18 protein-coding genes and 3 tRNA genes are annotated in these 21,145 nt (G+C 62.5%); 12 read left to right on the top strand and 9 right to left on the bottom strand.

The window, feature by feature from the left end:
- Positions 1 to 39: 39 nt before the first annotated feature.
- Positions 40 to 116: transfer RNA gene (locus N8A98_RS21065), tRNA-Pro, on the bottom strand.
- 101 nt (positions 117 to 217) lie between these two features.
- On the opposite strand from N8A98_RS21065, the gene N8A98_RS21060 reads away from it, so the two are divergent.
- Positions 218 to 964, top strand: a complete 747-nt coding sequence (locus tag N8A98_RS21060; protein ID WP_262168261.1) for a phosphatase PAP2 family protein — start codon at positions 218 to 220, stop codon at positions 962 to 964.
- Here N8A98_RS21060 and metC read toward each other — a convergent pair.
- A complete protein-coding gene (gene metC / locus N8A98_RS21055) occupies positions 952 to 2,139 on the bottom strand; it encodes a cystathionine beta-lyase (protein WP_262168260.1) in 1,188 nt (395 codons plus the stop codon). The genes N8A98_RS21060 and metC overlap by 13 nt on opposite strands.
- 226 nt (positions 2,140 to 2,365) lie before the next feature.
- On the opposite strand from metC, the gene N8A98_RS21050 reads away from it, so the two are divergent.
- The 5 genes from N8A98_RS21050 (at position 2,366) to N8A98_RS21030 (ending at position 8,202) form a co-directional block, all read left to right on the top strand.
- Positions 2,366 to 3,385, top strand: a complete 1,020-nt coding sequence (locus N8A98_RS21050; RefSeq protein WP_113120622.1) for an amino acid ABC transporter substrate-binding protein — start codon at positions 2,366 to 2,368, stop codon at positions 3,383 to 3,385.
- Between the two features lie 202 nt (positions 3,386 to 3,587).
- Positions 3,588 to 5,126 (top strand): amino acid ABC transporter permease, encoded by a 1,539-nt coding sequence (locus N8A98_RS21045; protein WP_262168259.1) that lies wholly within the window; start codon positions 3,588 to 3,590, stop codon positions 5,124 to 5,126.
- Positions 5,127 to 5,135: 9 nt separating this feature from the next.
- Positions 5,136 to 6,257: an amino acid ABC transporter permease gene (locus tag N8A98_RS21040; protein WP_262172097.1), complete on the top strand. Its 1,122-nt coding sequence runs from the start codon at positions 5,136 to 5,138 to the stop codon at positions 6,255 to 6,257.
- Positions 6,258 to 6,261: 4 nt separating this feature from the next.
- A complete protein-coding gene (locus N8A98_RS21035) occupies positions 6,262 to 7,062 on the top strand; it encodes an amino acid ABC transporter ATP-binding protein (protein ID WP_315974524.1) in 801 nt (266 codons plus the stop codon).
- A 105-nt stretch (positions 7,063 to 7,167) separates the two neighbouring features.
- Entirely contained in the window at positions 7,168 to 8,202 is a 1,035-nt protein-coding gene (locus N8A98_RS21030) for an amino acid ABC transporter substrate-binding protein (RefSeq protein WP_262168257.1), read from the top strand.
- A gap of 207 nt (positions 8,203 to 8,409) precedes the next feature.
- Here N8A98_RS21030 and cls read toward each other — a convergent pair whose 3' ends face one another.
- The 6 genes from cls to N8A98_RS21000 all read right to left on the bottom strand — a co-directional run bounded on the left by cls (position 8,410) and on the right by N8A98_RS21000 (position 13,820).
- On the bottom strand, positions 8,410 to 9,861 hold the full coding sequence (gene cls, locus N8A98_RS21025; RefSeq protein ID WP_262168256.1) for a cardiolipin synthase: 1,452 nt from the start codon (positions 9,859 to 9,861) through the stop codon (positions 8,410 to 8,412).
- A 145-nt stretch (positions 9,862 to 10,006) separates the two neighbouring features.
- A complete protein-coding gene (locus N8A98_RS21020; protein WP_262168255.1) occupies positions 10,007 to 11,056 on the bottom strand; it encodes a cysteine synthase A in 1,050 nt (349 codons plus the stop codon).
- A 164-nt stretch (positions 11,057 to 11,220) separates the two neighbouring features.
- Positions 11,221 to 11,685, bottom strand: coding sequence for an SRPBCC family protein (locus tag N8A98_RS21015; protein ID WP_262168254.1), 465 nt, complete (start codon positions 11,683 to 11,685; stop codon positions 11,221 to 11,223).
- A 133-nt stretch (positions 11,686 to 11,818) separates the two neighbouring features.
- Positions 11,819 to 11,894: transfer RNA gene (locus N8A98_RS21010), tRNA-Asn, on the bottom strand.
- A 103-nt stretch (positions 11,895 to 11,997) separates the two neighbouring features.
- Positions 11,998 to 12,609 carry a molybdenum cofactor guanylyltransferase gene (mobA, locus tag N8A98_RS21005; protein WP_262168253.1) on the bottom strand — a complete coding sequence of 204 codons (612 nt, stop codon included), beginning with the start codon at positions 12,607 to 12,609 and terminating at the stop codon, positions 11,998 to 12,000.
- Positions 12,606 to 13,820 (bottom strand): benzoate/H(+) symporter BenE family transporter, encoded by a 1,215-nt coding sequence (locus tag N8A98_RS21000; RefSeq protein ID WP_262168251.1) that lies wholly within the window; start codon positions 13,818 to 13,820, stop codon positions 12,606 to 12,608. The genes mobA and N8A98_RS21000 overlap by 4 nt, the downstream gene beginning before the upstream one ends.
- A 352-nt stretch (positions 13,821 to 14,172) precedes the next feature.
- Between N8A98_RS21000 and N8A98_RS20995 the strand changes: the two genes are divergently transcribed.
- The gene (locus tag N8A98_RS20995) at positions 14,173 to 14,466 is read left to right on the top strand and encodes a hypothetical protein (protein WP_262168250.1); all 294 of its coding nucleotides are present in this window, start codon (positions 14,173 to 14,175) and stop codon (positions 14,464 to 14,466) included.
- 10 nt (positions 14,467 to 14,476) lie between these two features.
- Here N8A98_RS20995 and N8A98_RS20990 read toward each other — a convergent pair.
- A tRNA-Cys gene (locus N8A98_RS20990) sits at positions 14,477 to 14,550 on the bottom strand.
- Between the two features lie 200 nt (positions 14,551 to 14,750).
- Here N8A98_RS20990 and N8A98_RS20985 point away from each other — a divergent pair.
- The 5 genes from N8A98_RS20985 (at position 14,751) to N8A98_RS20965 (ending at position 21,144) form a co-directional block, all read left to right on the top strand.
- Positions 14,751 to 14,933, top strand: coding sequence for a hypothetical protein (locus tag N8A98_RS20985; protein ID WP_262168248.1), 183 nt, complete (start codon positions 14,751 to 14,753; stop codon positions 14,931 to 14,933).
- Positions 14,934 to 15,065: 132 nt separating this feature from the next.
- Positions 15,066 to 15,722, top strand: a complete 657-nt coding sequence (locus N8A98_RS20980; protein ID WP_262168247.1) for a protein-L-isoaspartate O-methyltransferase family protein — start codon at positions 15,066 to 15,068, stop codon at positions 15,720 to 15,722.
- 146 nt (positions 15,723 to 15,868) lie between these two features.
- Entirely contained in the window at positions 15,869 to 17,221 is a 1,353-nt protein-coding gene (locus N8A98_RS20975) for a TolC family outer membrane protein (RefSeq protein ID WP_162740100.1), read from the top strand.
- A 196-nt stretch (positions 17,222 to 17,417) separates the two neighbouring features.
- Positions 17,418 to 18,182 (top strand): PopZ family protein, encoded by a 765-nt coding sequence (locus N8A98_RS20970; protein ID WP_262168245.1) that lies wholly within the window; start codon positions 17,418 to 17,420, stop codon positions 18,180 to 18,182.
- A gap of 202 nt (positions 18,183 to 18,384) precedes the next feature.
- Complete coding sequence (locus tag N8A98_RS20965) at positions 18,385 to 21,144, top strand: valine--tRNA ligase (RefSeq protein WP_262168243.1); 2,760 nt, start codon at positions 18,385 to 18,387, stop codon at positions 21,142 to 21,144.
- The last annotated feature ends 1 nt before the right edge of the window (position 21,145 follow it).

The raw sequence follows: 21,145 nt of genomic DNA, 5'->3' as shown, positions 1-21,145 counted from the left end.
GGCCTTGCGATAATAACCTCGCCGGAACGGCTGATGTGATGGTCGGAGTACAAAGATTCGAACTTTGGACCCCCGGTTCCCAAAACCGGTGCTCTACCAGGCTGAGCTACACTCCGAGATCACCGCCTTCCGTTAGCCTGTTCGTTTCCAAAGGGCAAGCGTAACCAAGCCGATATCACACCGTTGACGGATTGATTGTGGTTGTTCACAAACCCTCATGCCCAATCTGACCGCACGCTGGCCCCTCGGCCTCACCCAGAAAAACTGGCCCAACTATGTCACGGTGCTGGTTGCCGTGCTGTTCGTGCTGATGTTTTTCGATGCCTATGTGTCGCAAAGCCTGATGGCCTGGCCCGATATCTGGCGCGGCCCCTTCTATTTCCTCACCGATTTCGGCCTGTCCGACTGGGTGCTGATCCCCTCGCTGATCGTCATGATCCTGGCGCTGATCGGCCGTTTCGTGTTGCCCGCCGGCTATTATCGCCGGGCCAGCTGGGAATTGACCATGTTGGCCAGCTTCATTTTCGTCGGCGTCGGCGCCCCGGGCCTCCTCGCCAATGGGCTCAAGCGACTGTTTGGCAGGGGCCGGCCAGCCGAATTCCTCGAGCATGGCGCCTTTGCCTTCCGCCGCATCCTCAATGATTCGACGTTCCAGAGCTTTCCGTCGGGCCATTCCACCACGGCCATGGCGACGGCCCTGGTTGTCGGCTTCGTGGCGCCAAAATTCTTCCAGCTCTTCCTGCTCATCGCAGTGATGACCGGCTTTTCCCGCATCGTCATCGGCATGCATTATCCCACCGATGTGGTCGCCGGCTTCGCCCTGGGCTGCATCGGGGCCTATGCTGTGCGCAATTTCTTCGCCGCCCGGCGCTGGCTCTTTGCCAGATTGCCGGACGGCACGATCCGCTTCCGTGGCGTGCCAAACTTGCGTCGCGTATGGCGGCTGCTTACTCAGCGCGCCTGAACGTAGCGCGCGATAGCGGCCGCAAGGTCGGCCTTGAGATCGTCCACGCCTTCAAGCCCGATATGCAGACGGAACAGATTGCCCGGTTCCGTCCACGGCTTGGCTGTGCGATTCTTGCCCAGCTTCACCGGCAGGCACAGGCTTTCGTAGCCGCCCCATGAGTAGCCCATGGTGAACAGCTCCAGCCCATCGACAAAGGCCGCCACCGAGGCCCGCGGCGCCGGCTTCAGCACCACGCCGAACAGGCTCCCCGAGCCGGTAAAGTCGCGCTTGAACAGCGCATGGTCCGGGTGGCTGGGCAGGGCAGGGTGCAGCACCGACGCAACCTCCGGCTGCTCCTCCAGCCAATGCGCAATCTCCAGCGCCCGCTCCTGATGCTCCTTCATCCGAATGGCGAGGGTCTTGAGACCCCGCGCCACTAGGAACGCCTCATCGCCCGAGGTGAAGAACCCCAGCAGCGCCCGCGTGTTCTCCACATCCCTCCAGGCTTCTTCGGTGGTCGAGATCGTGCCGGCAAAGGCGTCGGAATGCCCGATAAACATCTTGGTGCCCGAATGCACCACGAGGTCTGCCCCCAGCGCCAGCGGCTTGTAATAGAGGGGGCTGGCCCAGCTATTGTCCACGATCAGCCGCGCGCCGCCCGCCTTGGCCACACGCGCCAGCGCCGGAATATCCTGCACCTCGAATGTCAGCGAGCCGGGGCTCTCCGCCAGGATGGCCTTGGTATTGGGCTGCATCAAATCCGCCAGCCCTTCGCCGATGCGCGGATCGTAATAGCGCGCCGTCACGCCCATCTTGGTCAGGAACCCGTCGGCGAATTTGCGTCCCGGCTCATAGGCGCTGTCGCAGATCAGCACGTCGTCGCCCGCCTTGACGCAGCTCAGCAACGCAATCGTGATCGCGGCGAGGCCGGAAGGTACGAGCTTCGTCCGGTAAGCGCCCTCGAGCTCGGTCACCACCGCCTCGACGCTCTCGGTCGTTGGATTGCCAGCGCGGCCATATAGGAAGCGCTGCTCCTGCGCGTCCAGATCGTCCAGCGTTTTGAACAGGATGGTCGAGCCGCGATAGACCGGCGTGTTGACGAATCCGAACTGATCGTCAGGTCGCCTGCCGTGGTGAGTCAGGATTGTTTCCACGGACGGCCGTGCGGCACTGCCGCTTTTGTTCTCACTCATGCTAGGCTCGCTGCTCAAATTCACATCAAATCGGGATAAGTGTCTAATAAAGCGACAGGCATGCTGTCTCAACGGGTCAACGGCCCTTGACGCAACGGTCAATAGACGCTTGCATGCTTAGCAGCATCACAACCGCCATTGAAAGGGCGGCGGTGCCACCGAAGCCACGACGTCCGCGTCAAAAGAGCTTTCGGGACACAGGTCAGGAAACTAAAGGCAAAAATCAATGCAAAAAACGCTCGTAACGTTCGCACTTGCGGCCTCCCTAGGCCTCATCGGTGCGTCTGCTGCGCACGCTGATACGCTCAGCGATGTAAAGGCCAAAGGCTATCTCCAATGCGGCGTTACCGGCGGTGTTGCCGGCTTCTCCGCTCCCGATGCCAACAATGTGTGGGCCGGCCTCGAGGTCGACTTCTGCCGCGCAGTTGCCGCCGCCATCTTCAACAATGCCGACTCGGTTCGCTACACACCTTTGACCTCGCAGGAGCGTTTCGCCGCGCTGTCCGCGGGCGAAATCGACATCCTGTCGCGCACCACCACCTGGACCATGAGCCGCGATACCGATCTGGGCATCAGCTTCATCGGCACCATGTATTATGACGGCCAGGGCTTCATGGTTCGCAAGGCTGATGGCATTGCCTCCGCGCTCGACCTCTCCGGCGCCGCCATCTGTATCGAGTCCGGCACCACGACCGAACTCAACGCCGCCGACTATTTCGCTGCCAACAATCTTGAATTCAACACCGTCGTGTTCGTCGACCAGGACGAAGTCGTGAAGGCCTATGAAGATGGCCGTTGCGACGTCTACACCACCGACGCCTCGGCTCTGGCCGCTGAACGCTCCAAGTTCGCCGTGCCGGACGATCACATCATCCTGCCCGAAATCATCTCCAAGGAGCCCCTTGGCCCCGTGGTTCGCCAGGGCGACGATCTGTGGTTCAAGATCAACCGTTGGGCTTACTACGCTCTTCTGGAAGCTGAAGAACTGGGCGTAACCTCGGCCAATGTCGATGAAATGCTTGGCTCGGACAATCCGGCCATCAAGCGCCTGCTTGGCGTTGAAGGCGACTTTGGTGCCCCCATCGGGCTGACCAAGGACTGGGCTTACCAGATCATCAAGCTGGTCGGTAACTACGGCGAGGCCTTTGAGCGCAACGTTGGTCCCTCGACCGATATTGGGCTGGAACGCGGTCTCAATGCGCTGTGGACCAATGGCGGTCTGCAATACGCGCCGCCGATCCGCTAATCGCAATCGCAAGCCCGGCGCTCCCCCAAGGAGCGCCGGTTTTGGTTTTGAACCGGCGACCTCGAACAATTGACATCACCAGCCCTGCTGGTGGCGGCGGGATTTGTTGATCCTGGCGAAGGCCAGGTTATGCCCAAGTCATGCCCGATTGACGCTCTGTTCGTAGCGGCGCCTCGGTTCACAGCAAAGGAATGCATGCCCAATGGCTGTGCAAGACAATATCGGTAGCAGCGCCCCGCGCACCTCGCTGCTGAACGACCCGGTATTCCGGGGTATCCTCTACCAGATCATCGTTGGCGGGCTGGTCGTCGCCTTCTTCTACTGGATTGTGGTCAACACCGCCCAGAACCTGGCCGCGCAAAACAAGACCACTGGCTTCGATTTCCTGTTCCGCACCGCCGGCTTCGACATCAGCTTCACGCTGTTTCCCTGGAGCCGGACCTCATTCTATTGGCAGGCTTTCCTCGCCGGTCTGCTCAATACCCTGCTGGTGGCCGTCATCGGCATCTTCTTCGCCACGCTGCTGGGCTTCACCCTGGGCATAGCGCGGCTGTCGTCCAATTGGCTGATCGCCCGCGTGGCCACGGTCTATATCGAGACGATCCGCAACATCCCGCTGCTGCTGCAATTGTTCTTCTGGTATTTCGCCGTGCTCAAGGCGATGCCGGCAGTCCGCAACTCGTTCGAATTGCCGCTCGATGTCTTCATCAACCAGCGCGGCCTCATGGTGCCGCGCCCCATGCCCGATGGCGAGTTCATCTGGGTGCTGCTGGCCATCGCCATCAGCGTCATTGCCGCAATAGCGGTGGGCATCTGGGCCACGCGCGAACGCACCGCCACCGGCCGCTATCCCGCTCTGGTGGTACAGGCCGCCAAAATAGCCGACGCCGTGGTCACCTTCCTCGTCGCCGCCCTGGCCTTTACCCTGCTGTCGCAATTCGTGCCGGTTTTGGCCAATTCACCCGCAATTGCCTGGGTGGTGGCGCTAGTTGCGGCCGTGGCCTCGCTCACTCGTTTTGCGCCCTATTCCCGGGCGGTGGTGGCCTTCGCCATCACCTTCGTCATCCTGGCGTCGCTGCTCCGGGCGATGTTCCCGGGCTGGCCGCCCTTCGTCATCGATCTCGGCGCGGCTGTCGCCGGCCTCGTCATGGGCTGGATATCGCTGGAAGGCACCCTGCGCCGTCCCCCCAGCGAAGGTCGCTTCCCACTGGCCCTGTTGATCCTGATCGCGGTCGGCATTCCCGCCGTGGTCTATGTGGTCACCGGCGCCCAGCTGGCGTTCGAACTGCCCGTGCTGGAGCGCTTCAATTTCCGCGGCGGCGTGCAATTGCCACCCGAACTGGTGGCCCTGGTCTTTGGCCTCACCATCTACACCGCCGCCTTCATCGCCGAAAACGTGCGTGGCGGCATTCGCTCGGTCAACAAGGGCCAGACCGAAGCCGCCCAATCGCTGGGCCTCAAGGAAGGCGACCGGCTGCGGCTGGTCATCGTCCCCCAGGCCATGCGCGTCATCGTGCCCCCGCTCACCAGCCAGTATCTCAACCTCACCAAGAATTCGTCCCTCGGTGCGGCCATCGGCTATCCTGAGCTGGTGAACGTGTTTACCGGAACCACCCTCAATCAGACCGGCAAGGCCATCGAGGTCATCGCCTTGACCATGGCGGTTTACCTCACCTTCTCGCTGCTGACCTCAGCCTTCATGAACTGGTATAACGGCCGTGTGGCCATGGTGGAGCGCTAGAACATGACCATGGAACACGCTTACGTTCGCGACACTATGGTGGATGCCCGCCAGCCGCCCCGCGGCACCGAGGGACCCATCGCCTGGTTGCGCCGCAGCCTCTTCGCCTCACCGTCCGATACGCTGCTCACCATTCTGGGCATGCTGTTTCTGCTCTGGGCCGTGCCCCCGATCTACAATTTCCTGATCGGCCACGCCGTCATGCCGGGCGGCACGGTGGAACAATGCCGTGCTGAAGGGGCAGGGGCCTGCTGGGCCTATATCTATGCCCGCTTCAATTTCTTCATCTACGGCTTTTACCCCATCGATCAATATTGGCGCCCCAACATCGTCTTCGTACTGGGGGCCGCGCTGATCGTGCCGCTGCTCATGCCCTCGGCGCCGTTCAAGCGCATCAATGCCGTGCTGTTCTTCGTCGTCTTCCCCATCGTCGCCTTCTACCTGCTCAATGGCGGCGTGTTCGGCATGACCCACGTGCCCACCGAGCAATGGGGCGGCCTCCTAGTCACCCTGATCATCTCGCTCGTCGGCATCATCTGCTCGATCCCGATCGGCATCCTCTTGGCACTCGGCCGCCAGTCCAAGCTGCCGATCATCAAGACGCTCAGCGTCATGTTCATTGAGCTGTGGCGCGCCGTGCCGCTGATCACCGTGCTGTTCATGGCCTCGATCATGCTGCCGCTGTTCATGCCCACCGGCACGACGGTCGACAAGCTCTTGCGAGCCCTGGTCGGCGTGACCTTGTTCTCGTCAGCCTATCTGGCCGAAACCGTGCGCGGGGGTCTGCAAGCCCTGCCACGCGGCCAGTATGAGGCCGGGGCGTCGCTAGGTCTGGGCTACTGGAAACGGACCTATTTCATCATCCTGCCCCAGGCGCTCAAGCATGTGATCCCGGGCATCGTCAACAACTTCATCGCCCTGTTCAAGGACACCTCGCTCGTGTCCATCGTCGGTATTTTCGACCTGCTCAATACCGTCCAATCGGCCAGCTCCGACATCAATTGGTCATCGCCCACCCAGGCCGTGACCGGCTATGTCTTTGCTGCTGCCGTCTTCTGGGTTTTCTGTTTCGCCATGTCCCGCTACTCGCTCTGGATGGAGCGGCGGCTGGATACCGGGCACAAGAGGTAAGATCATGAGCCAAGTTTCCGAAACCACTGTCGAGCGCGCCATCGACACCTCGCAGATGACCGTGTCCGACACCGATGTCGCCATCGACGTGATCGGCATGCACAAATGGTATGCCGATTTCCACGTCCTGCGCGACATCAACCTGCGCGTCATGCGCGGCGAGCGCATCGTCATCGCCGGCCCCTCGGGCTCCGGCAAATCCACGCTCATCCGCTGCATCAATCGCCTTGAGGAGCATCAGGAGGGCCAGATCATCGTCAATGGCACCGAACTGACCGCCGATCTCAAGCGCATCGATGAAGTGCGCCGCGAAGTGGGCATGGTGTTCCAGCACTTCAACCTCTTCCCCCACCTCACCATTTTGCAGAACCTCACGCTTGCCCCCATCTGGGTGCGCGGCATTCCCAAGGCCGAGGCGGAGGCGACCGCCATGCATTATCTGGAGCGGGTCAAGATTCCCGAGCAGGCCAACAAATTCCCCGGCCAACTCTCGGGCGGCCAGCAGCAGCGCGTGGCCATCGCCCGCTCGCTCTGCATGCAGCCAAAGATCATGCTGTTCGATGAGCCCACCTCCGCGCTCGATCCCGAAATGGTCAAGGAAGTGCTCGAGGTGATGATCAACCTCGCCGAAGAGGGCATGACCATGATCTGCGTGACCCACGAAATGGGCTTTGCCCGCCAGGTGGCCAATCGCGTCATCTTCATGGATCAGGGCCAGATCATCGAGCAGAACGATCCCGAGGCCTTCTTCTCGGCGCCACAGCACGAGCGGACCAAGCTGTTCCTCAGCCAGATCCTGCATTAAATCGCAAACAGCGGAATGCCCTGTCGAAAAGCGGCAGGGCATTCCTTTGCGTGGCTTGACCGCCGGGGGGCGCCTGCCAATATGTGCGCCGAAAGGCGGCCGGATTTGACCCGTTTCATCGCGCGATTACTGTCTGCCGCCGCAGGGCTCGCCTGTGTGCTGACGCTTGCCGTCGCGCCCGCTGCCGCCCAGTCGACATTGCAGACCGTGCGCGACCGCGGATTTCTGATTTGCGGCGCCACCAGCCAATTGCCCGGCTTCGCCCAGCAGGATGCCGAAGGCCGCTGGTCCGGCTTCGATGTCGATCTCTGCCGCGGCATTGCCGCCGCCGTGTTCGGCGATCCCAACCTGATCGAATTCCGCCCGCTGCGCGGCGATAGCCGCTTCGCCCCGCTGCAGACCGGCGCCGTGGACGTGCTCACCCGCAACGGTCCCTGGACCGAGCGGCGCGACACCCTTTACGGCGCGAGCTATGTCGGCACCGCCTTTTTCGACGGCCAGGCCTTCATGGTCCCGTCATCGCTGGGTGTCGTCTCCGCCTTCGAGCTGGACGATATCAGCATCTGCGTCATCGATGGCGGCGAGGATCTGGCGCGCCTGCAGGAATTCTTCTTCGCCAACCAGGCCAGCTATACCGAAGTCCCCTATGAGGACGTGGCCGATTTGGCGCAGGCCTATCAAGGCGGCCTCTGCCAGGCGATCTCGGCCTCCGGCCGCCAATTGCAGGCCATTCGCCGCGCGCTGCCCGACCCGGCCAGCCACCGCATCCTGCCCGAGCGCATCTCCAAGGAATTGCTCGGCCCCGTGGTCCGCGACGGCGACAACCAATGGTTCAATATCGTCCGCTGGACGCTGTTCACCCTGATCGACGCCGAAGAAGTGGGCATCACCGCCCTCAATATCGAGTCGCTCTCGGCGGCGCGCACCCCTGCGGTCCGCCGCATCCTGGGTGTCGAAGGCGATTTCGGCGCGCCCCTGGGTCTCAAGAAGACCTTCATGGCCGATGTCATCCGCGCCGTCGGCAATTATGCCGAACTCTACGATCGCCATTTCGGGCCCCAAACCGGCGCCGCCCTGCTGCGCGGCCAGAACGCCCTCTGGAGCAACGGCGGCCGCCTCTACGCCCCGCCCATCATGTGATCACTTCACCTCTCCCCCTTAGGGGGAGAAGTCGGCCCATGTGAGTGGGCCTTGCTTTTAGGACCAATCGACATTCACTCAGGCTGAGTCGAAAATGGCGATTTTCGAGAACCGGAGCGCAGCGTACTTTTGGGTACGTGAGCACCGGAAGCGCAGTAAACCGCCGTTTGCAGGCCAGCATCGGTGAATGTCGATCGGTCCTAGCACCTAAAGCACTGGCGACAGCAGCCGCGCCGCCTGCGTCAGGAACCGCATCGGCCAGGAACGGGCCTTGGCTTCGTCCAGCCCCACCTGCCGGCAGCTCTTGAAATCCTCCAGCAGCATCGTCTCAACCCCGTCGATGGCCTTGCGGTCGGTAAACCACAGTGTGATCTCGAAATTGATGGCGAATGAGCGGTTGTCGAAATTGACGCTGCCTACCGTGGCGATCTGGTCATCCATCAGCACCACCTTCTGGTGCAGGAACCCATCGGTATAGCGATAGACCGATATGCCATGCTCGATCATCGCATCGGCATGAGAAATACTGGCCAGCCAGACCAGCTTATGGTCCGGCTCATTGGGCAACATGATCCGCACATCCACCCCGCGCAATTGGGCGGCAAACAGCGCCGTGCGGATATCGGTGTCCGGCACGAAATAGGGGCTGACGATCCACAGCCGCTCCCGCGCCCGCCCGATCAGGTCGGTATAGGCAATGGCGCATTCTTCCAGCTTATCCGCCGGCCCGCTGCCCATCACCAGCACTGATTGGTCGCCGGGCGTTGCCACCGTTTCGGGCGGCGTCGAAGGCAGAACCTCGCCAGTCGCCCATTGCCAGTCCTCGCGGAACAGCAGCGCACAGCCGAGCGCCGCCGGGCCCGACACCCGCACATGTGTATCGCGCCAGCGGCCAAATTTTGGGTCCAGCCCGAGATATTCCACGCCCACATTATGCCCGCCGACCCAGGCATGCTCGCCATCCACCACCACGATCTTGCGGTGATTGCGATAATTGATCCGCATCGGCCCATAAAACCGCAGGAATTTGTGCCGCTGGTTGAACCCGGCGACCTTGATCCCGGCCTCGCGCAATTGCGTGCGATAACGCTTGGGCATGCCCGTGCTGCCCACATCGTCATAGAGCAGGTAGACCTTCACGCCCGCCTGCGCCCGCTCGATCAGCCGCTCGGCCAGTTCCTGCCCCAGCGCGTCGTCGCGCACGATATAGAACTGTACCAGCAGGTATTCTTTGGCCTTGGCGATGCCTTCGAAAATGGAATCGAACGTGGCGCGACCATCGACCAGCAGTTCGACATCATTGCCGGTGAGGAAGGGCACTTCCGATACCTTGGTCTGTACCGGCCAGAGATGGCTGGTTTCCCGGTCGATCAGCGCCAGGTCCTTGGCCCGCAGCGGGCGTGCGGACCGGCCATTGCGGATGCGGTCGGTGGCATAGTCGTCAAACGCCTTCCACCCGAAGATCAGGTAGATGAAAGCCGTCGGAAAGGGCAATGCAGTCAGCGACAGCAGCCAGGCGATGGAGCCCTGCGATGTCCGCGAATTCATGATTTCACGAATCGCACAAACCAGCGCCAGCAGATAAATCGCGGCCGTTATCGCCGCAAAAACATGCAAATCCGCGATGATAGCGCCCAGAATATATTCAATGCCGACCAATGTGCCCGCCCGGAGTCGTGGTGGGCCACTGTATCAGCCAAGCGGCGTTGAACAATGGGCGCGCTGCGCGGCACCCAAACAGCCCAAGTAGACCTCATCCTGAGCCTGTCGAAGGACGAGGTCGTGGCACGAAGCCAGCAGCGGCCTAGACCGTCGCCGGTGCGATCACACTCGAAATATCGATCGGCGTCCGCTCTTCCAACCACCGTGGCACTGGCAATCCCTTGCCGCGCAGGAATTCCGGGTTGAACAGCTTGGATTGGTAGCGGTTGCCATAGTCGCACAGCACGGTGACGATGGTCTTGCCCGGCCCCAGATCCCGCGCCATGCGGACGGCGCCCGCGATATTGATGGCGCTCGAGCCGCCCAGGCACAGGCCCTCGTGCTCAAGCAGGTCGAACACATAAGGCAAGGCCTCGGCATCCGAAATCTGGTACGGATTGTCCACGGTCAGCCCTTCCAGGTTCGCCGTGATACGGCCCTGGCCGATGCCCTCGGTGATCGAATTGCCCGAGGATTTCAGCTCTCCATGCGCGTAGAAATTATACAGCGCCGCGCCTTCCGGATCGGCCAGCCCGATCTTCACATCCTTGCTGCGCGCCCGCAGCGCTTCGGCGACGCCGGCCAGCGTGCCCCCTGACCCCACGGCGCAGATAAAGCCATCGATCCGCCCATTGGTCTGCTGCCAGATTTCGGGGCCGGTGGTTTCCACATGCGCCCGCCTGTTGGACACATTGTCGAACTGGTTGGCCCAGATCGCGCCTTCCGGCAGCTCTTTGTTGAGCTTTTCGGCCAGGCGGCCGGAAATCTTGATGTAATTGTTCGGGTCTTTGTACGGCTTGGCCGGGACTTCGATCAGCTCGGCGCCATAAAGGCGCAGCGCGTCCTTCTTTTCCTGGCTCTGCGTTTCGGGAATGACGATCACCGATTTGAAGCCCAGCGAATTGGCCACCAGCGTCAGCCCGATGCCGGTATTGCCCGCCGTGCCCTCCACAATCGTGCCGCCGGGCTTCAGTGCACCGCTCTTGACCGCATCATGGATGATGAACAGCGCCGCGCGGTCTTTGACCGATTGGCCAGGATTGAGAAACTCCGCCTTGCCCCAGATTTCGCTGCCGGTCAGCGCCGATACGCGGTTGAGACGGATCAGCGGCGTATTGCCGATCGCGGAAATCAGGTCTTCGTGCTTGGCCATGGATCGACAATCTCTGAAGGACTGTCTGCGAACCTATGTGCCGCCACTCATGGCCGCAAGCCTTCGGCAGGGGAATGGCATGCCATTTCGCCGCAAGCCATTGTCAGGCAAGGCTTTTGGCCGATAGCGTCATCGGCGGGAATATCATTCCCGCCATCCGCCCGCTATTCCATAACCTCGGCCAATGCTTCCAGTGCCGCATTCCAGGCTTCGATCGAAAAGATGCGCGATTCCGCATCGGCATGCGCCAGGCCACGCTCGGTAATGGTCACCTTGGTCTGGTCTTCGCCGATCGCCTTGAAGTCGATTTCGAGCACGAAGATCATATCGCTGTCGTCTTCGTCCTCGTCCTTGCTGACCCAGGACATGACGAGCTTTTCGTTCTCGACGAATTTGAGCACATCGCCGCTGACCACATGCTGCTCGGGGTCTTCATCGTCGCCAAAGGTCACGAAGCGATATTCGCCGCCCTCGAACGCGTCGAACTCGGCCTCGTCGGCCTGCCATTGCTCGATCAGCGCCGGATCGGTCCAGGCCGCGAACACGTCATCGATATGGGCGTCGATCGTGCGGGTCAGGGTGATCTGGCTTTCGCCGTCGATATCGCTGCCATTGCCGTTGCTGGTCATGAAAGGCGCCTTTCTGTCAGGGTGATGTCCTCCCTAAACCCGCGTCTGCGGCGAGGCAATGCCACGGCTGGCAGGGAGCAAAACAAAAGCCCAAGCCAGGTGACCGGCTTGGGCTTTTTGTATTTCGACCGATTGGCTCCGCGAGTAGGACTCGAACCTACGACCCAGCGGTTAACAGCCGCTTGCTCTACCAACTGAGCTATCGCGGAAGACTTTCGGTGGCCTTCTTGCGAAGGCGAGGTCCGTGTACCGAACTTGATTTGCTTTGCCAAGCCCTCTTTGCAGCCCGGTGTGAATAACTTCACATTGCTGTCACGGCTCACGCGCCCGGCGCTGCAGCGCGATCAGGTCTGCCAGCGTGTTGAGATTGGCAAATGGGTCCTGCTCATAGCGCTCGCGCCAGTCGTGGCGGCGCGCTCCAAGCTCTTGATGCAGCGCCTTGAGGCTGGGTGCCGACAGACCAGCACGAACCCGACCGGGCAGAGCGCCCAGCGCTTCTAGCCTCCATGCCGCATTGGGCGGATAGAAGGCGTCATCCCACGCAGCATAGACTGCCGCCGCATCCCCCAGCGCCGCCGCCATGGCCGCCGCGAATCCCTGCGGCAGAAATGGCGTATCGACCGCCACCGAAACCAGTACGCCGCTGTGCACCCCCCGGCGCTGCAGCGCGTCCACAGCCGCCGCCAACCCGGCCAGCGGCCCGCCCACCGGTCCATCCAGATCAGGAACCGCCAGCAAGCCCGCATCCGCCGACGAATCTCCATCCGGCCCAGTCGCCAGCAGCAGTGGCTCCGCCACATCGCCCAACGCCAGCCGCACCCGCTCGACCAGCTTCACCCCGCCGATCCGCAAATCGCCCTTGCGCACGCCGCCCAGCCGCTGCCCCTGGCCGCCCGCGATGATGACGGCGTAGGGCGCGCTCACATGCCCTCCGGACCCTTGGGCCGGGCAATGCCCAGCCGCAGCAGAATCAAAATGGCGATCCCGCCCACCAGCCCCCAGAACGGCGCGCCGACACCCAAAATGGTGATTCCCGATGCGGTGGTGACAAAGGTGAAGATCGCCGGCAGCCGCGATTCCTCGATCGCGAGGGCCCCTGACAACGCCGCCGCCAGGCTCGACAGCAGCGCCAGCCCGGCCACCGCCTGAATCAGCAATGGCGGCGAGGCCGCGATAAACGCCGCCGCCAAGCTCGCCGCCGCCCCCAGAAACAGATAGCAAACTCCCGCCGCAGCCGGCGCCGGCCAGCGCTTGCTCTTGTCCGGATGCGCCTCCGGCCCGGCACAAATTGCGGCGGTAATTGCCGCCAGATTGCTCGTATGCCCGCCAAAAAACGCCGTCACCGCGCTGGCAATGCCGGTCATGACAAACAGCGGCGCCGGCGCCAACTCAAAGCCATTGGCCTTCATCACCGCCAGCCCCGGCAGATTCTGCGACGCCATGGTCACTATATAAAGCGGCAACCCGATGCGGATGATAGCGTCCCAGGTGAACACCGGCATCACCGGCACCAGACTCGGCCACGTCCCGTCCAGCGTTCCCGGCGGCAGACGCGTCGTCGTTGCCAGCACGATTCCCGTCACCACCACGGCAATCGGCACGGCATAGCGCTTGGCAAACCGCAGCCCGATCACCCAGGCCAGCAGAATCGGCAGCGCCAGCAGCGGCATTTCGGCCACTGCATTGATCGGCGCCAGGCACAGCGTCAGCAGCATGCCCGCCAGCATGGCATTGGCGATAGCAGCCGGAATCGCCGCAATCAGCCGCGCCAGCGGCTTGATCAGCCCCGTCAGCACGATCAGCCCCGCCGCAACCAGAAACGCCCCAGCCACCGCCGGAAATCCGCCCACCGGCTCGCCCACCGTCAGAATGAATGCCACGCCCGGCGTCGACCAGGCAAAGCTGATCGGCAGCTTGAGCCGCGAGCTGACCACGATATTGAGCACGCCAATGGCCAGGCACACCGAGAACAGCCCCGAGCCCGCCTGTTGTGGGGACGCGCCGGCCGCCGTCAGCGCCGCCAGAACCAGGGTGAATGTGCTAGCATAGCCCACCACGGCGGCCAGCGCGCCGGCCATGATCGGTTGCAGATAGTCGCGCCGGCCATCGGCGATGGCGGCTGGTATATGCGTCACGGCGTTCCCCCAGGATAGAGCGGCAATGCGGCCCCGACAGACAAGGCCGGGCAAACCTATGCAAGCTGCCCGCGCGCGTGAAGCACAAAGTGCAGGGCGGGCCGTTCGGTAAAATTGCTGCTGTTAAGGTGAACGAATGGTTTTGCTGGCGTTCAGGCACGCTAGGCTACACAACTTGCGGGAGCCCGGATGAACCGGGAACGCCCACGAGAGAGCGGTCCCCGCCGCAACAAGACCGCTCTCTCGGTCGGCCTTTGAGGCCGCTTCCTACAGGCCATCCCAGCTTGAAAATCAACTCACCCCACGCCAAGTAGAACGCGCAGGTCAATCTGGCCTGATGGGAGAGAGCGTCATGTGGTTGGCATTCGGCATTGCCGTGCTCATTGGGGTGTTGTTCGGCAACGGTATTCCCCATTTCGTCAGCGGTATCAGCAGGAAAAATTATCCATCACTCGCCGGCGAGGGCGCAGTCCCCAATCTTGTTGGCGGATGGATTCTGTTCAACCTGGCAGGAGGACTGGCACTCTTCCAATGCGCAACCCTGGTTGCAAACCCGGTCGCCAGCGCGGTCGGCCTATCGATTGGCCTGCTGGCTATCGGCCTGTTCCACGCTTCCGGTGGTGCCTACCGCATCAGCGGCAAGTGAAAACTGCTATTGGAGGCCACGCCCGGAATTGAACCGGGGTACGCGGATTTGCAATCCGCTGCGTCACCACTCCGCCACGTGGCCTCTAGGCGCTGCTATCTACGGCGCGCCAAGGGGTTATGCAATACCTCAGGTTTCTGAAGCGTTATTTTCCGAACAGTGATCTGTGCCGGCTTCGGAATTTTCTGAAATCCGCTCCAGCCATGCTTCGCGGCCAGCGCCATTTGCAACCGCCAGGGCGGGCTGCGGGTTGCTCTCCATATAGAAGCATGAAGGAGGCTATCATGGCCGAGCGGCATTATAGTGACGGCGCGTTTCTCGAACCGTTTTTCCTGGGCGTGGCGGTGCTTTGGGTAGCCGGCGCGCTGTTTTTCATCTCCATGTCGGCCATGGGTTCGTCCCGCGTCGGCGGCGTGTCCCCCGGCGCCAACCAAACCCCGGTCGCTGCCGACAACCAGACGCAATAGGCCCATAGGCAGCCATCGCGCCTTTGCAATCCCCTGTTCATATTGTCGCGGTATAATAAGTGTACTTGCCATCATTTGGGGCGAGGGATATTCACGTCCGGCATATGGTTTGATCCGGCAGGGCCTTGTTGAATGGTGGACTACGAGCGCGCGCGCCGCTTCATGGTGGACAATCAATTGCGCACCAGCCACGTCACCGACCGCCGGATTCTGGCGGAGATGGGGCGTTTGCCGCGCGAACTGTTCCTGTCCGAATCCCGCCGCCCTCTCGCTTATATAGATGATGTGCAGCCCCTGGGCGCCGCCGGTTCGGCGCGCTTCATGCCGGCACCCGCCACCTTCGCCAAGCTGCTGCAACTGGCCGAGATTGTGCCGGCCGATCGGGTTCTCGATCTGGGGGCAGGGACCGGCTATTCCACCGCCGTGATCGCCGGGCTTTGCCAGGCGGTGACCGGCATTGAGGAAGATGCTGCCCTGGCCGCCGCCGCGACGCAAAATCTGGCCGAACTGGGCCTGCTCAATGCCAGTGTGATCCCCGGCACGGCGGCCGCTGTGTCAGGCCAGCGCTATGATGTCATCATGCTCGAAGGCGCCGTCGATGCGGTGCCCGAGGCCCTGTTCGATCTGCTTGGTGAAGGCGGTCGCCTCATTGCTCTCATGCGTGAAGGCAGCGTTGCCATCGCCCATATATTCGTGAAAACTGGCGGTAAAGTTGCGGCGCGGGCGGAATTCAACGCCACGCTGCCACCGCTTTATGCCGGGCCGCGCCCGGTTGAATTTGTGTTCTGAAGGCCGATTGTGGCGCGGGGTGTTGCTCCCCGATCACGTCACAACATTAATCGTGCCTTAAATTTTGGTAGGGCTTGCCGCAGAAGGTTGTGTACCCACATCTGCGGCGCAATAGTGTTGAGTGTCTGGAGACCGGGGCGATGGTTATGCGGAAAAATTTGGTCGCAAGTGTGCTGGCCCTGACTTTGGCGGCGTGGAGTGTTGGCGGCGCCCAGGCGCAATCGATCACCCAGGCACTGACTGCGGCGTATAATTATGCGCCCGATCTGGCCTCGGCCCATCTGGCTGCCAAGTCTTCGGCCGAAAACGTGGCGCTGGCCCGCGCCGGCAAGCTGCCGGTTATCGGCGCTTCGGTCGGCAGCACCTATGATTGGTCGATCGCCGGCGGCGACTTTACCGACAGCACGCTGAGCACGGCCGGCCTGTCCTACAACCAGACCATTTTCGACAACTTCAAGACCGAAGCGCAGATCGAAGCTGCCCGCGCCGGTGCTGAAGCTGCCGAATACCAGATCCGCAACACCGAGCAGAACGTGCTGCTGGCCGTCGTGCAGGCCTATATGGATGTGCTGAGCAATCGCCAGCTCGTCGCCCTGCGCCAGGAAAACGTCAATTTCTACCAGGCGCAGTTGCAGTCGGCCAAAGATCGGCTGGATGTGGGCGAGGGCACCCGCATCGATGTCGCCCAGGCCGAAGCCCGTCTGGCGCAAGGCGACGCGACCTATCGCGCTTCCCAGGCCAGCCTTGAAATCAGCCAGGCGACCTTTGCCCGCTATGTCGGCGCCCCGCCGCAGAATCTCGACGCGTCCCATAATTACAGCCGCCTGATTCCCAACAGCCTGCAGGGCGCCCTTTCGGAAGCCGAAACCGGCCACCCGGCGATCATGCTGGCCAAGGCTGCCATTCGCGCCGCGCAGGCCGGCAGCGATGCCGCCTCTGCCGCCTTCGGCCCCACCGCCACCGTTTCCGGCCAGATCGGCACGGCGCTCTCCGGCACCAATGCCTTGCAGGGCATCAGCGGCAAGCTGGGTTTTTCCATCACCGTGCCGATCTATGCCGGTGGCGCCATCGGTGCCGGTGTGCGCCAGGCCAATCTCGACCAGATCAAGTCCGAGGTTGACGCTATGTCGGCCTATGACCAGATCCGCGAAGCCGTCATCGCCGCCTGGGCCGGCATCCAGAGTGCCGATGCGCAGATCTCCGCCGCGACGGCCGCCGTTTCCGCCGGCCGCGAAGTGCTCGAAGGCACCATTCAGGAACGCGACCTGGGCACCAGCACCACGCTGGACGTGCTCAATTCGCAGGCCGAACTGACCACCGCCCGTGAATCGCTGATTAACGCCCAGACCAACAAGGTCATCGCCACCTTCTCGCTGCTCTCCTCCATGGGCCGCCTCACCGCCAGCAATCTGGGCCTTCCCGTCGAGGTCAAGACCGCGGTGCAGTACAACAACGCCGTCGAGGACGTCTGGCAGGAACTGCGCACCGTCGCCGAGTAACATCTACGCCACCGCGATCCGTATTTTGTGGCTGGGCTCTGCCCGGCCACAACTTTTAGTGGAAGATCGCAAATCGTGGCGGGTGCGCGATTCCTTATTGTGTGCGGCGGCGTTAAGCTGATGGCAACGAATCAGGTGGGGCCGCGATGGCGGATGGTCCTGTTCCGGTTCCAGCGCGCATGAGTAAGAGGCCCTTATGAACAAGCCGGCAGCAAAAGAACCTTCCATGGACGAAATCCTGTCGTCCATCCGGCAGATCATCGCCGATGACGATGCCGCTGGAGTGCCGCGCCGGCCTGCCATCCAGGCCGCTCCCCCGCCGATGCAGGCGGCCCCGGCCGTCGCCGCTCCCGGCCCGCTCGATCGCGATCTCAGCGACATGCTCGACGACATCGAGCCGCTGGCGCTCTCGACCACCCAGATCGTGGACGACGAAGAGGGCGAAGGCCTGAGCTTCGACGACATCCTGGCCGATACGGAAAACCATGTTGCCCCGCCCGTGGCCGCTGCTGCAGCGCCGCTGGTCGAGCCGGACGATGTGACCTTTGCCGCCGAGGAACCCGTGCCCGAGCTGCCCTCCTTCAATCCGCCGCCCTCCGCCCGTGTTCCTTTCACGCCCGAGCCGGAACCCGTACGCGCTGCGCCCGAGCCGGTCCGTGCTGCACCCGAACCAGAGCCGTTCCGCCCGCGTCCGCCGCTAGCACAGGCGGCACCGCTGCCCGATCCGACCCTCACTGCCGAAATGGCCGAGGAATTGCTGGAGCCTGCCACCAAGGCCGCTGTCCGCAATTCCATCACCCGGCTCACTGGCCTGGGCATTGGTAATCCCGGCGCTACCATCGAATCCCTGATGCGCGACATGCTGCGCCCCATGCTCAAGGAATGGCTGGACGAAAACCTGCCCTCCGTCGTCGAACGCATGGTAGAAAAAGAAATCGCCCGCATCTCCCGCGGCGACTAAGAGAACTTTGCGGGCAGCGATACTGCCAGGACCACAAAACGGTCCCTCCCCCTATCAGGGGGAGGCTAGGAGGGGGTATCCTCCGCTTCTTCGGTTGCGCTTTCAGTTGACCCCGCACCGCGCTTTTGCTTGAAGTCTGCCAAACCTTTTATTCGGCCCGCCCGGTATCCGTTGGCGGGTCGTTGCTGTTGCGAGTGACCTGATGCTTGAAAAGACCTATGAGCCCGGCGCCGTCGAGGCGCGCATTTCTGCCGACTGGCTCAAGGCCAATGCTTTTGCGGCCGGGGCAGGGGCCAAGCCCGGCGCCGAAACCTATACCATCGTCATCCCGCCGCCCAATGTGACGGGCTCGCTCCATATCGGCCACGCGCTCAACAACACCATTCAGGACATCCTGGTCCGCTTCAACCGCATGTTGAAGAAGGACGTGCTGTGGCAGCCCGGCATGGATCACGCCGGCATTGCCACCCAGATGATCGTCGAGCGCCAGCTGATGGAACGCCAGCAGCCCGGTCGCCGCGAAATGGGCCGTGAGAAATTCGTCGAACGCATCTGGGAATGGAAGGGCGAAAGCGGCGGCGCCATCATGAACCAGCTCAAGCGCCTCGGCGCCTCGGCTGATTTCTCCCGCGAACGCTTCACCATGGGCGAAAACGGCGCCGCCGACGACCAGATGGTCCGCGCCGTCACCAAGGTCTTTGTCGAGTTGCACAAGCGCGGCCTGATCTATCGTGCCAAGCGCCTGGTCAACTGGCATCCGGGGCTCGAAACCGCCATTTCCGATCTCGAAGTCGAGAACATCGAGATCAAGGGCCATATGTGGCACCTGCGCTATCCCCTGGCCGATGGCGCCACCTACCAGTTCCCGATTGCCCACGATGAAGAGGGCAAGCCCACCGAATGGGAAACCCGCGACTATATCATCGTCGCCACCACGCGCCCCGAAACCATGCTGGGCGATAGCGGCGTTGCCGTGCATCCCGAAGACCCGCGCTATGCCTCGCTGGTCGGCAAGTTCGTCACCCTGCCGCTGGTCGGTCGCCGCATCCCGATCGTTGCCGACGAATATGCCGATCCCGCTCTGGGCACCGGCGCCGTCAAGATCACCCCGGCCCATGATTTCAACGACTTCGAGGTCGGCGTTCGCAACAATCTGGAACAGATCAACGTCTTCACCACGCGCGGTGAGATCGTTTCCGCCGAAGCCATCCCCGCCGCCTATCGTGGCATGGATCGCTTCGCCGCGCGCAAGGCCATCGTCGCCGATCTGGCCGCCTTGGCGGAGGAAGACCCCACGCGCGGCCTCGACCACATCGAAGACAAGAAGATCATGGTGCCCCATGACGAGAAGTCCAAACTCGTCGTCATCGAGCCCTTCCTGACCGATCAATGGTGGGTCAAGGCCGATGTGCTGGCCGAGCCGGCGCTCGCTTCGGTGCGCGAAGGCCGCATGAAATTCGTGCCCCAGCAATACGAAAATACCTATTTCGCCTGGCTCGAAAACATCAAGCCCTGGTGCATTTCGCGCCAGCTCTGGTGGGGCCACCAGATTCCAGCCTGGTACGGCCCGGATAACGAGGCATTCGTCGCCTATGACGAAGCCGAGGCGCAGGCCTTGGCCGATGCTCATTATGGCAAGCCGACCCCGATCAAGCGCGACGATGACGTGCTCGATACCTGGTTCTCCTCGGCCCTCTGGCCCTTCTCGACCCTGGGCTGGCCCGACGAAACGCCCGAGCTCAAGCGCTATTACCCGACCAGCGTTCTGGTCACCGGCTTCGACATCATCTTCTTCTGGGTTGCCCGTATGATGATGATGGGCCTCGAATTCCTCGAGGAAGAACCCTTCCACACGGTCTACATGCACGCCCTGGTCCGCGATGAAAAGGGCCAGAAAATGAGCAAGACCAAGGGCAATGTCATCGACCCGCTCGAGCTCATCGACCAATATGGCGCCGACGCCACCCGCTTCACCCTCGCCGCCATGGCCGCGCAGGGCCGCGATATTCGTCTGGCCATCAATCGCGTCGAGGGCTACCGCAACTTCGTCACCAAGATCTGGAATGCCGCCCGCTTCCTCGAGATGAACGAGTGCCGTCGCGTCGAGGGCTACGACCCACGCGCCAACAAGCTCCCGCTCAATCGCTGGATCGTCGGCGCCACCGCACGCGGCGCTGCCGCCGTCACCCAGGGGATTGTCGACTACAAGTTCAATGAAGCCGCCAACGCCGCCTATGACTTCGTCTGGGGCACCTTCTGCGACTGGTTCGTCGAATTCGCCAAGCCCGTCTTCAACGGCACCGACGAAGCCGCCAAGGCCGAAACCCGCGCCACCGCCGCCTGGGCGCTCGACCAGATCCTGACCATCCTGCACCCCTTCATGCCCTTCGTCACCGAGGAGCTGTGGGCGGAAACCGGCAAGTTCGGCCCGGCCCGCGAGAGCATGCTGATTCTGACCGAATGGCCTGACCTGTCCGGCCTCGAAGACCCCGCCGCCGATGCCGAGCTGACCTGGCTGATCGACGTGATCACCAATGTCCGCTCCATCCGCAGCGAAATGAACGTGCCCGCCGGCGCCAAGCTGCCCATGGTGGTGGTTGGGACAGGGGAAACCACTTTGGCCCGCCTCGTCGCCGGCACCTCGCTGATCACCCGCCTGGCCCGTCTCGAGGAAATCTCGCCCCAGGCCAATGTGCCCGGCGGCTCCGCGCAATTCGTCGTAGGCGAAGCCACCTGGGCCCTGCCGCTGGCCGAGTTCATCGACATCCCCACCGAAAAGGCCCGTCTCGAAAAGGAGATCGGCAAGCTCGACGGCGAAGTCGCCCAGATCGACAAGAAGCTGGGCAATGAGCAATTCGTCGCCAAGGCGCCCGAGGAAGTGATCGAGGAGCAGAAGGCCCGTCGTGAAGCTGCCATCGATCGGCGCGATCGTATCGCCGAAGCCCTCAAGCGCCTGAGCTAAA

The organism is Devosia neptuniae (assembly GCF_025452235.1).
GTDB lineage: Bacteria > Pseudomonadota > Alphaproteobacteria > Rhizobiales > Devosiaceae > Devosia.
Note: the sequence above shows the minus strand (reverse complement) of the source record. Positions and strands in the feature narration are given on the sequence as shown.

Coding starts and splice junctions, on each gene's coding strand:
- N8A98_RS21060 (WP_262168261.1), top strand. CDS start 218: ATGCCCAATCTGACCGCACGCTGGCCCCTCGGCCTCACCCAGAAAAAC.
- metC (WP_262168260.1), bottom strand. CDS start 2,139: ATGAGTGAGAACAAAAGCGGCAGTGCCGCACGGCCGTCCGTGGAAACA.
- N8A98_RS21050 (WP_113120622.1), top strand. CDS start 2,366: ATGCAAAAAACGCTCGTAACGTTCGCACTTGCGGCCTCCCTAGGCCTC.
- N8A98_RS21045 (WP_262168259.1), top strand. CDS start 3,588: ATGGCTGTGCAAGACAATATCGGTAGCAGCGCCCCGCGCACCTCGCTG.
- N8A98_RS21040 (WP_262172097.1), top strand. CDS start 5,136: ATGGAACACGCTTACGTTCGCGACACTATGGTGGATGCCCGCCAGCCG.
- N8A98_RS21035 (WP_315974524.1), top strand. CDS start 6,262: ATGAGCCAAGTTTCCGAAACCACTGTCGAGCGCGCCATCGACACCTCG.
- N8A98_RS21020 (WP_262168255.1), bottom strand. CDS start 11,056: ATGGCCAAGCACGAAGACCTGATTTCCGCGATCGGCAATACGCCGCTG.
- N8A98_RS21015 (WP_262168254.1), bottom strand. CDS start 11,685: ATGACCAGCAACGGCAATGGCAGCGATATCGACGGCGAAAGCCAGATC.
- N8A98_RS20995 (WP_262168250.1), top strand. CDS start 14,173: ATGTGGTTGGCATTCGGCATTGCCGTGCTCATTGGGGTGTTGTTCGGC.
- N8A98_RS20985 (WP_262168248.1), top strand. CDS start 14,751: ATGGCCGAGCGGCATTATAGTGACGGCGCGTTTCTCGAACCGTTTTTC.
- N8A98_RS20980 (WP_262168247.1), top strand. CDS start 15,066: ATGGTGGACTACGAGCGCGCGCGCCGCTTCATGGTGGACAATCAATTG.
- N8A98_RS20975 (WP_162740100.1), top strand. CDS start 15,869: ATGCGGAAAAATTTGGTCGCAAGTGTGCTGGCCCTGACTTTGGCGGCG.
- N8A98_RS20970 (WP_262168245.1), top strand. CDS start 17,418: ATGAACAAGCCGGCAGCAAAAGAACCTTCCATGGACGAAATCCTGTCG.
- N8A98_RS20965 (WP_262168243.1), top strand. CDS start 18,385: ATGCTTGAAAAGACCTATGAGCCCGGCGCCGTCGAGGCGCGCATTTCT.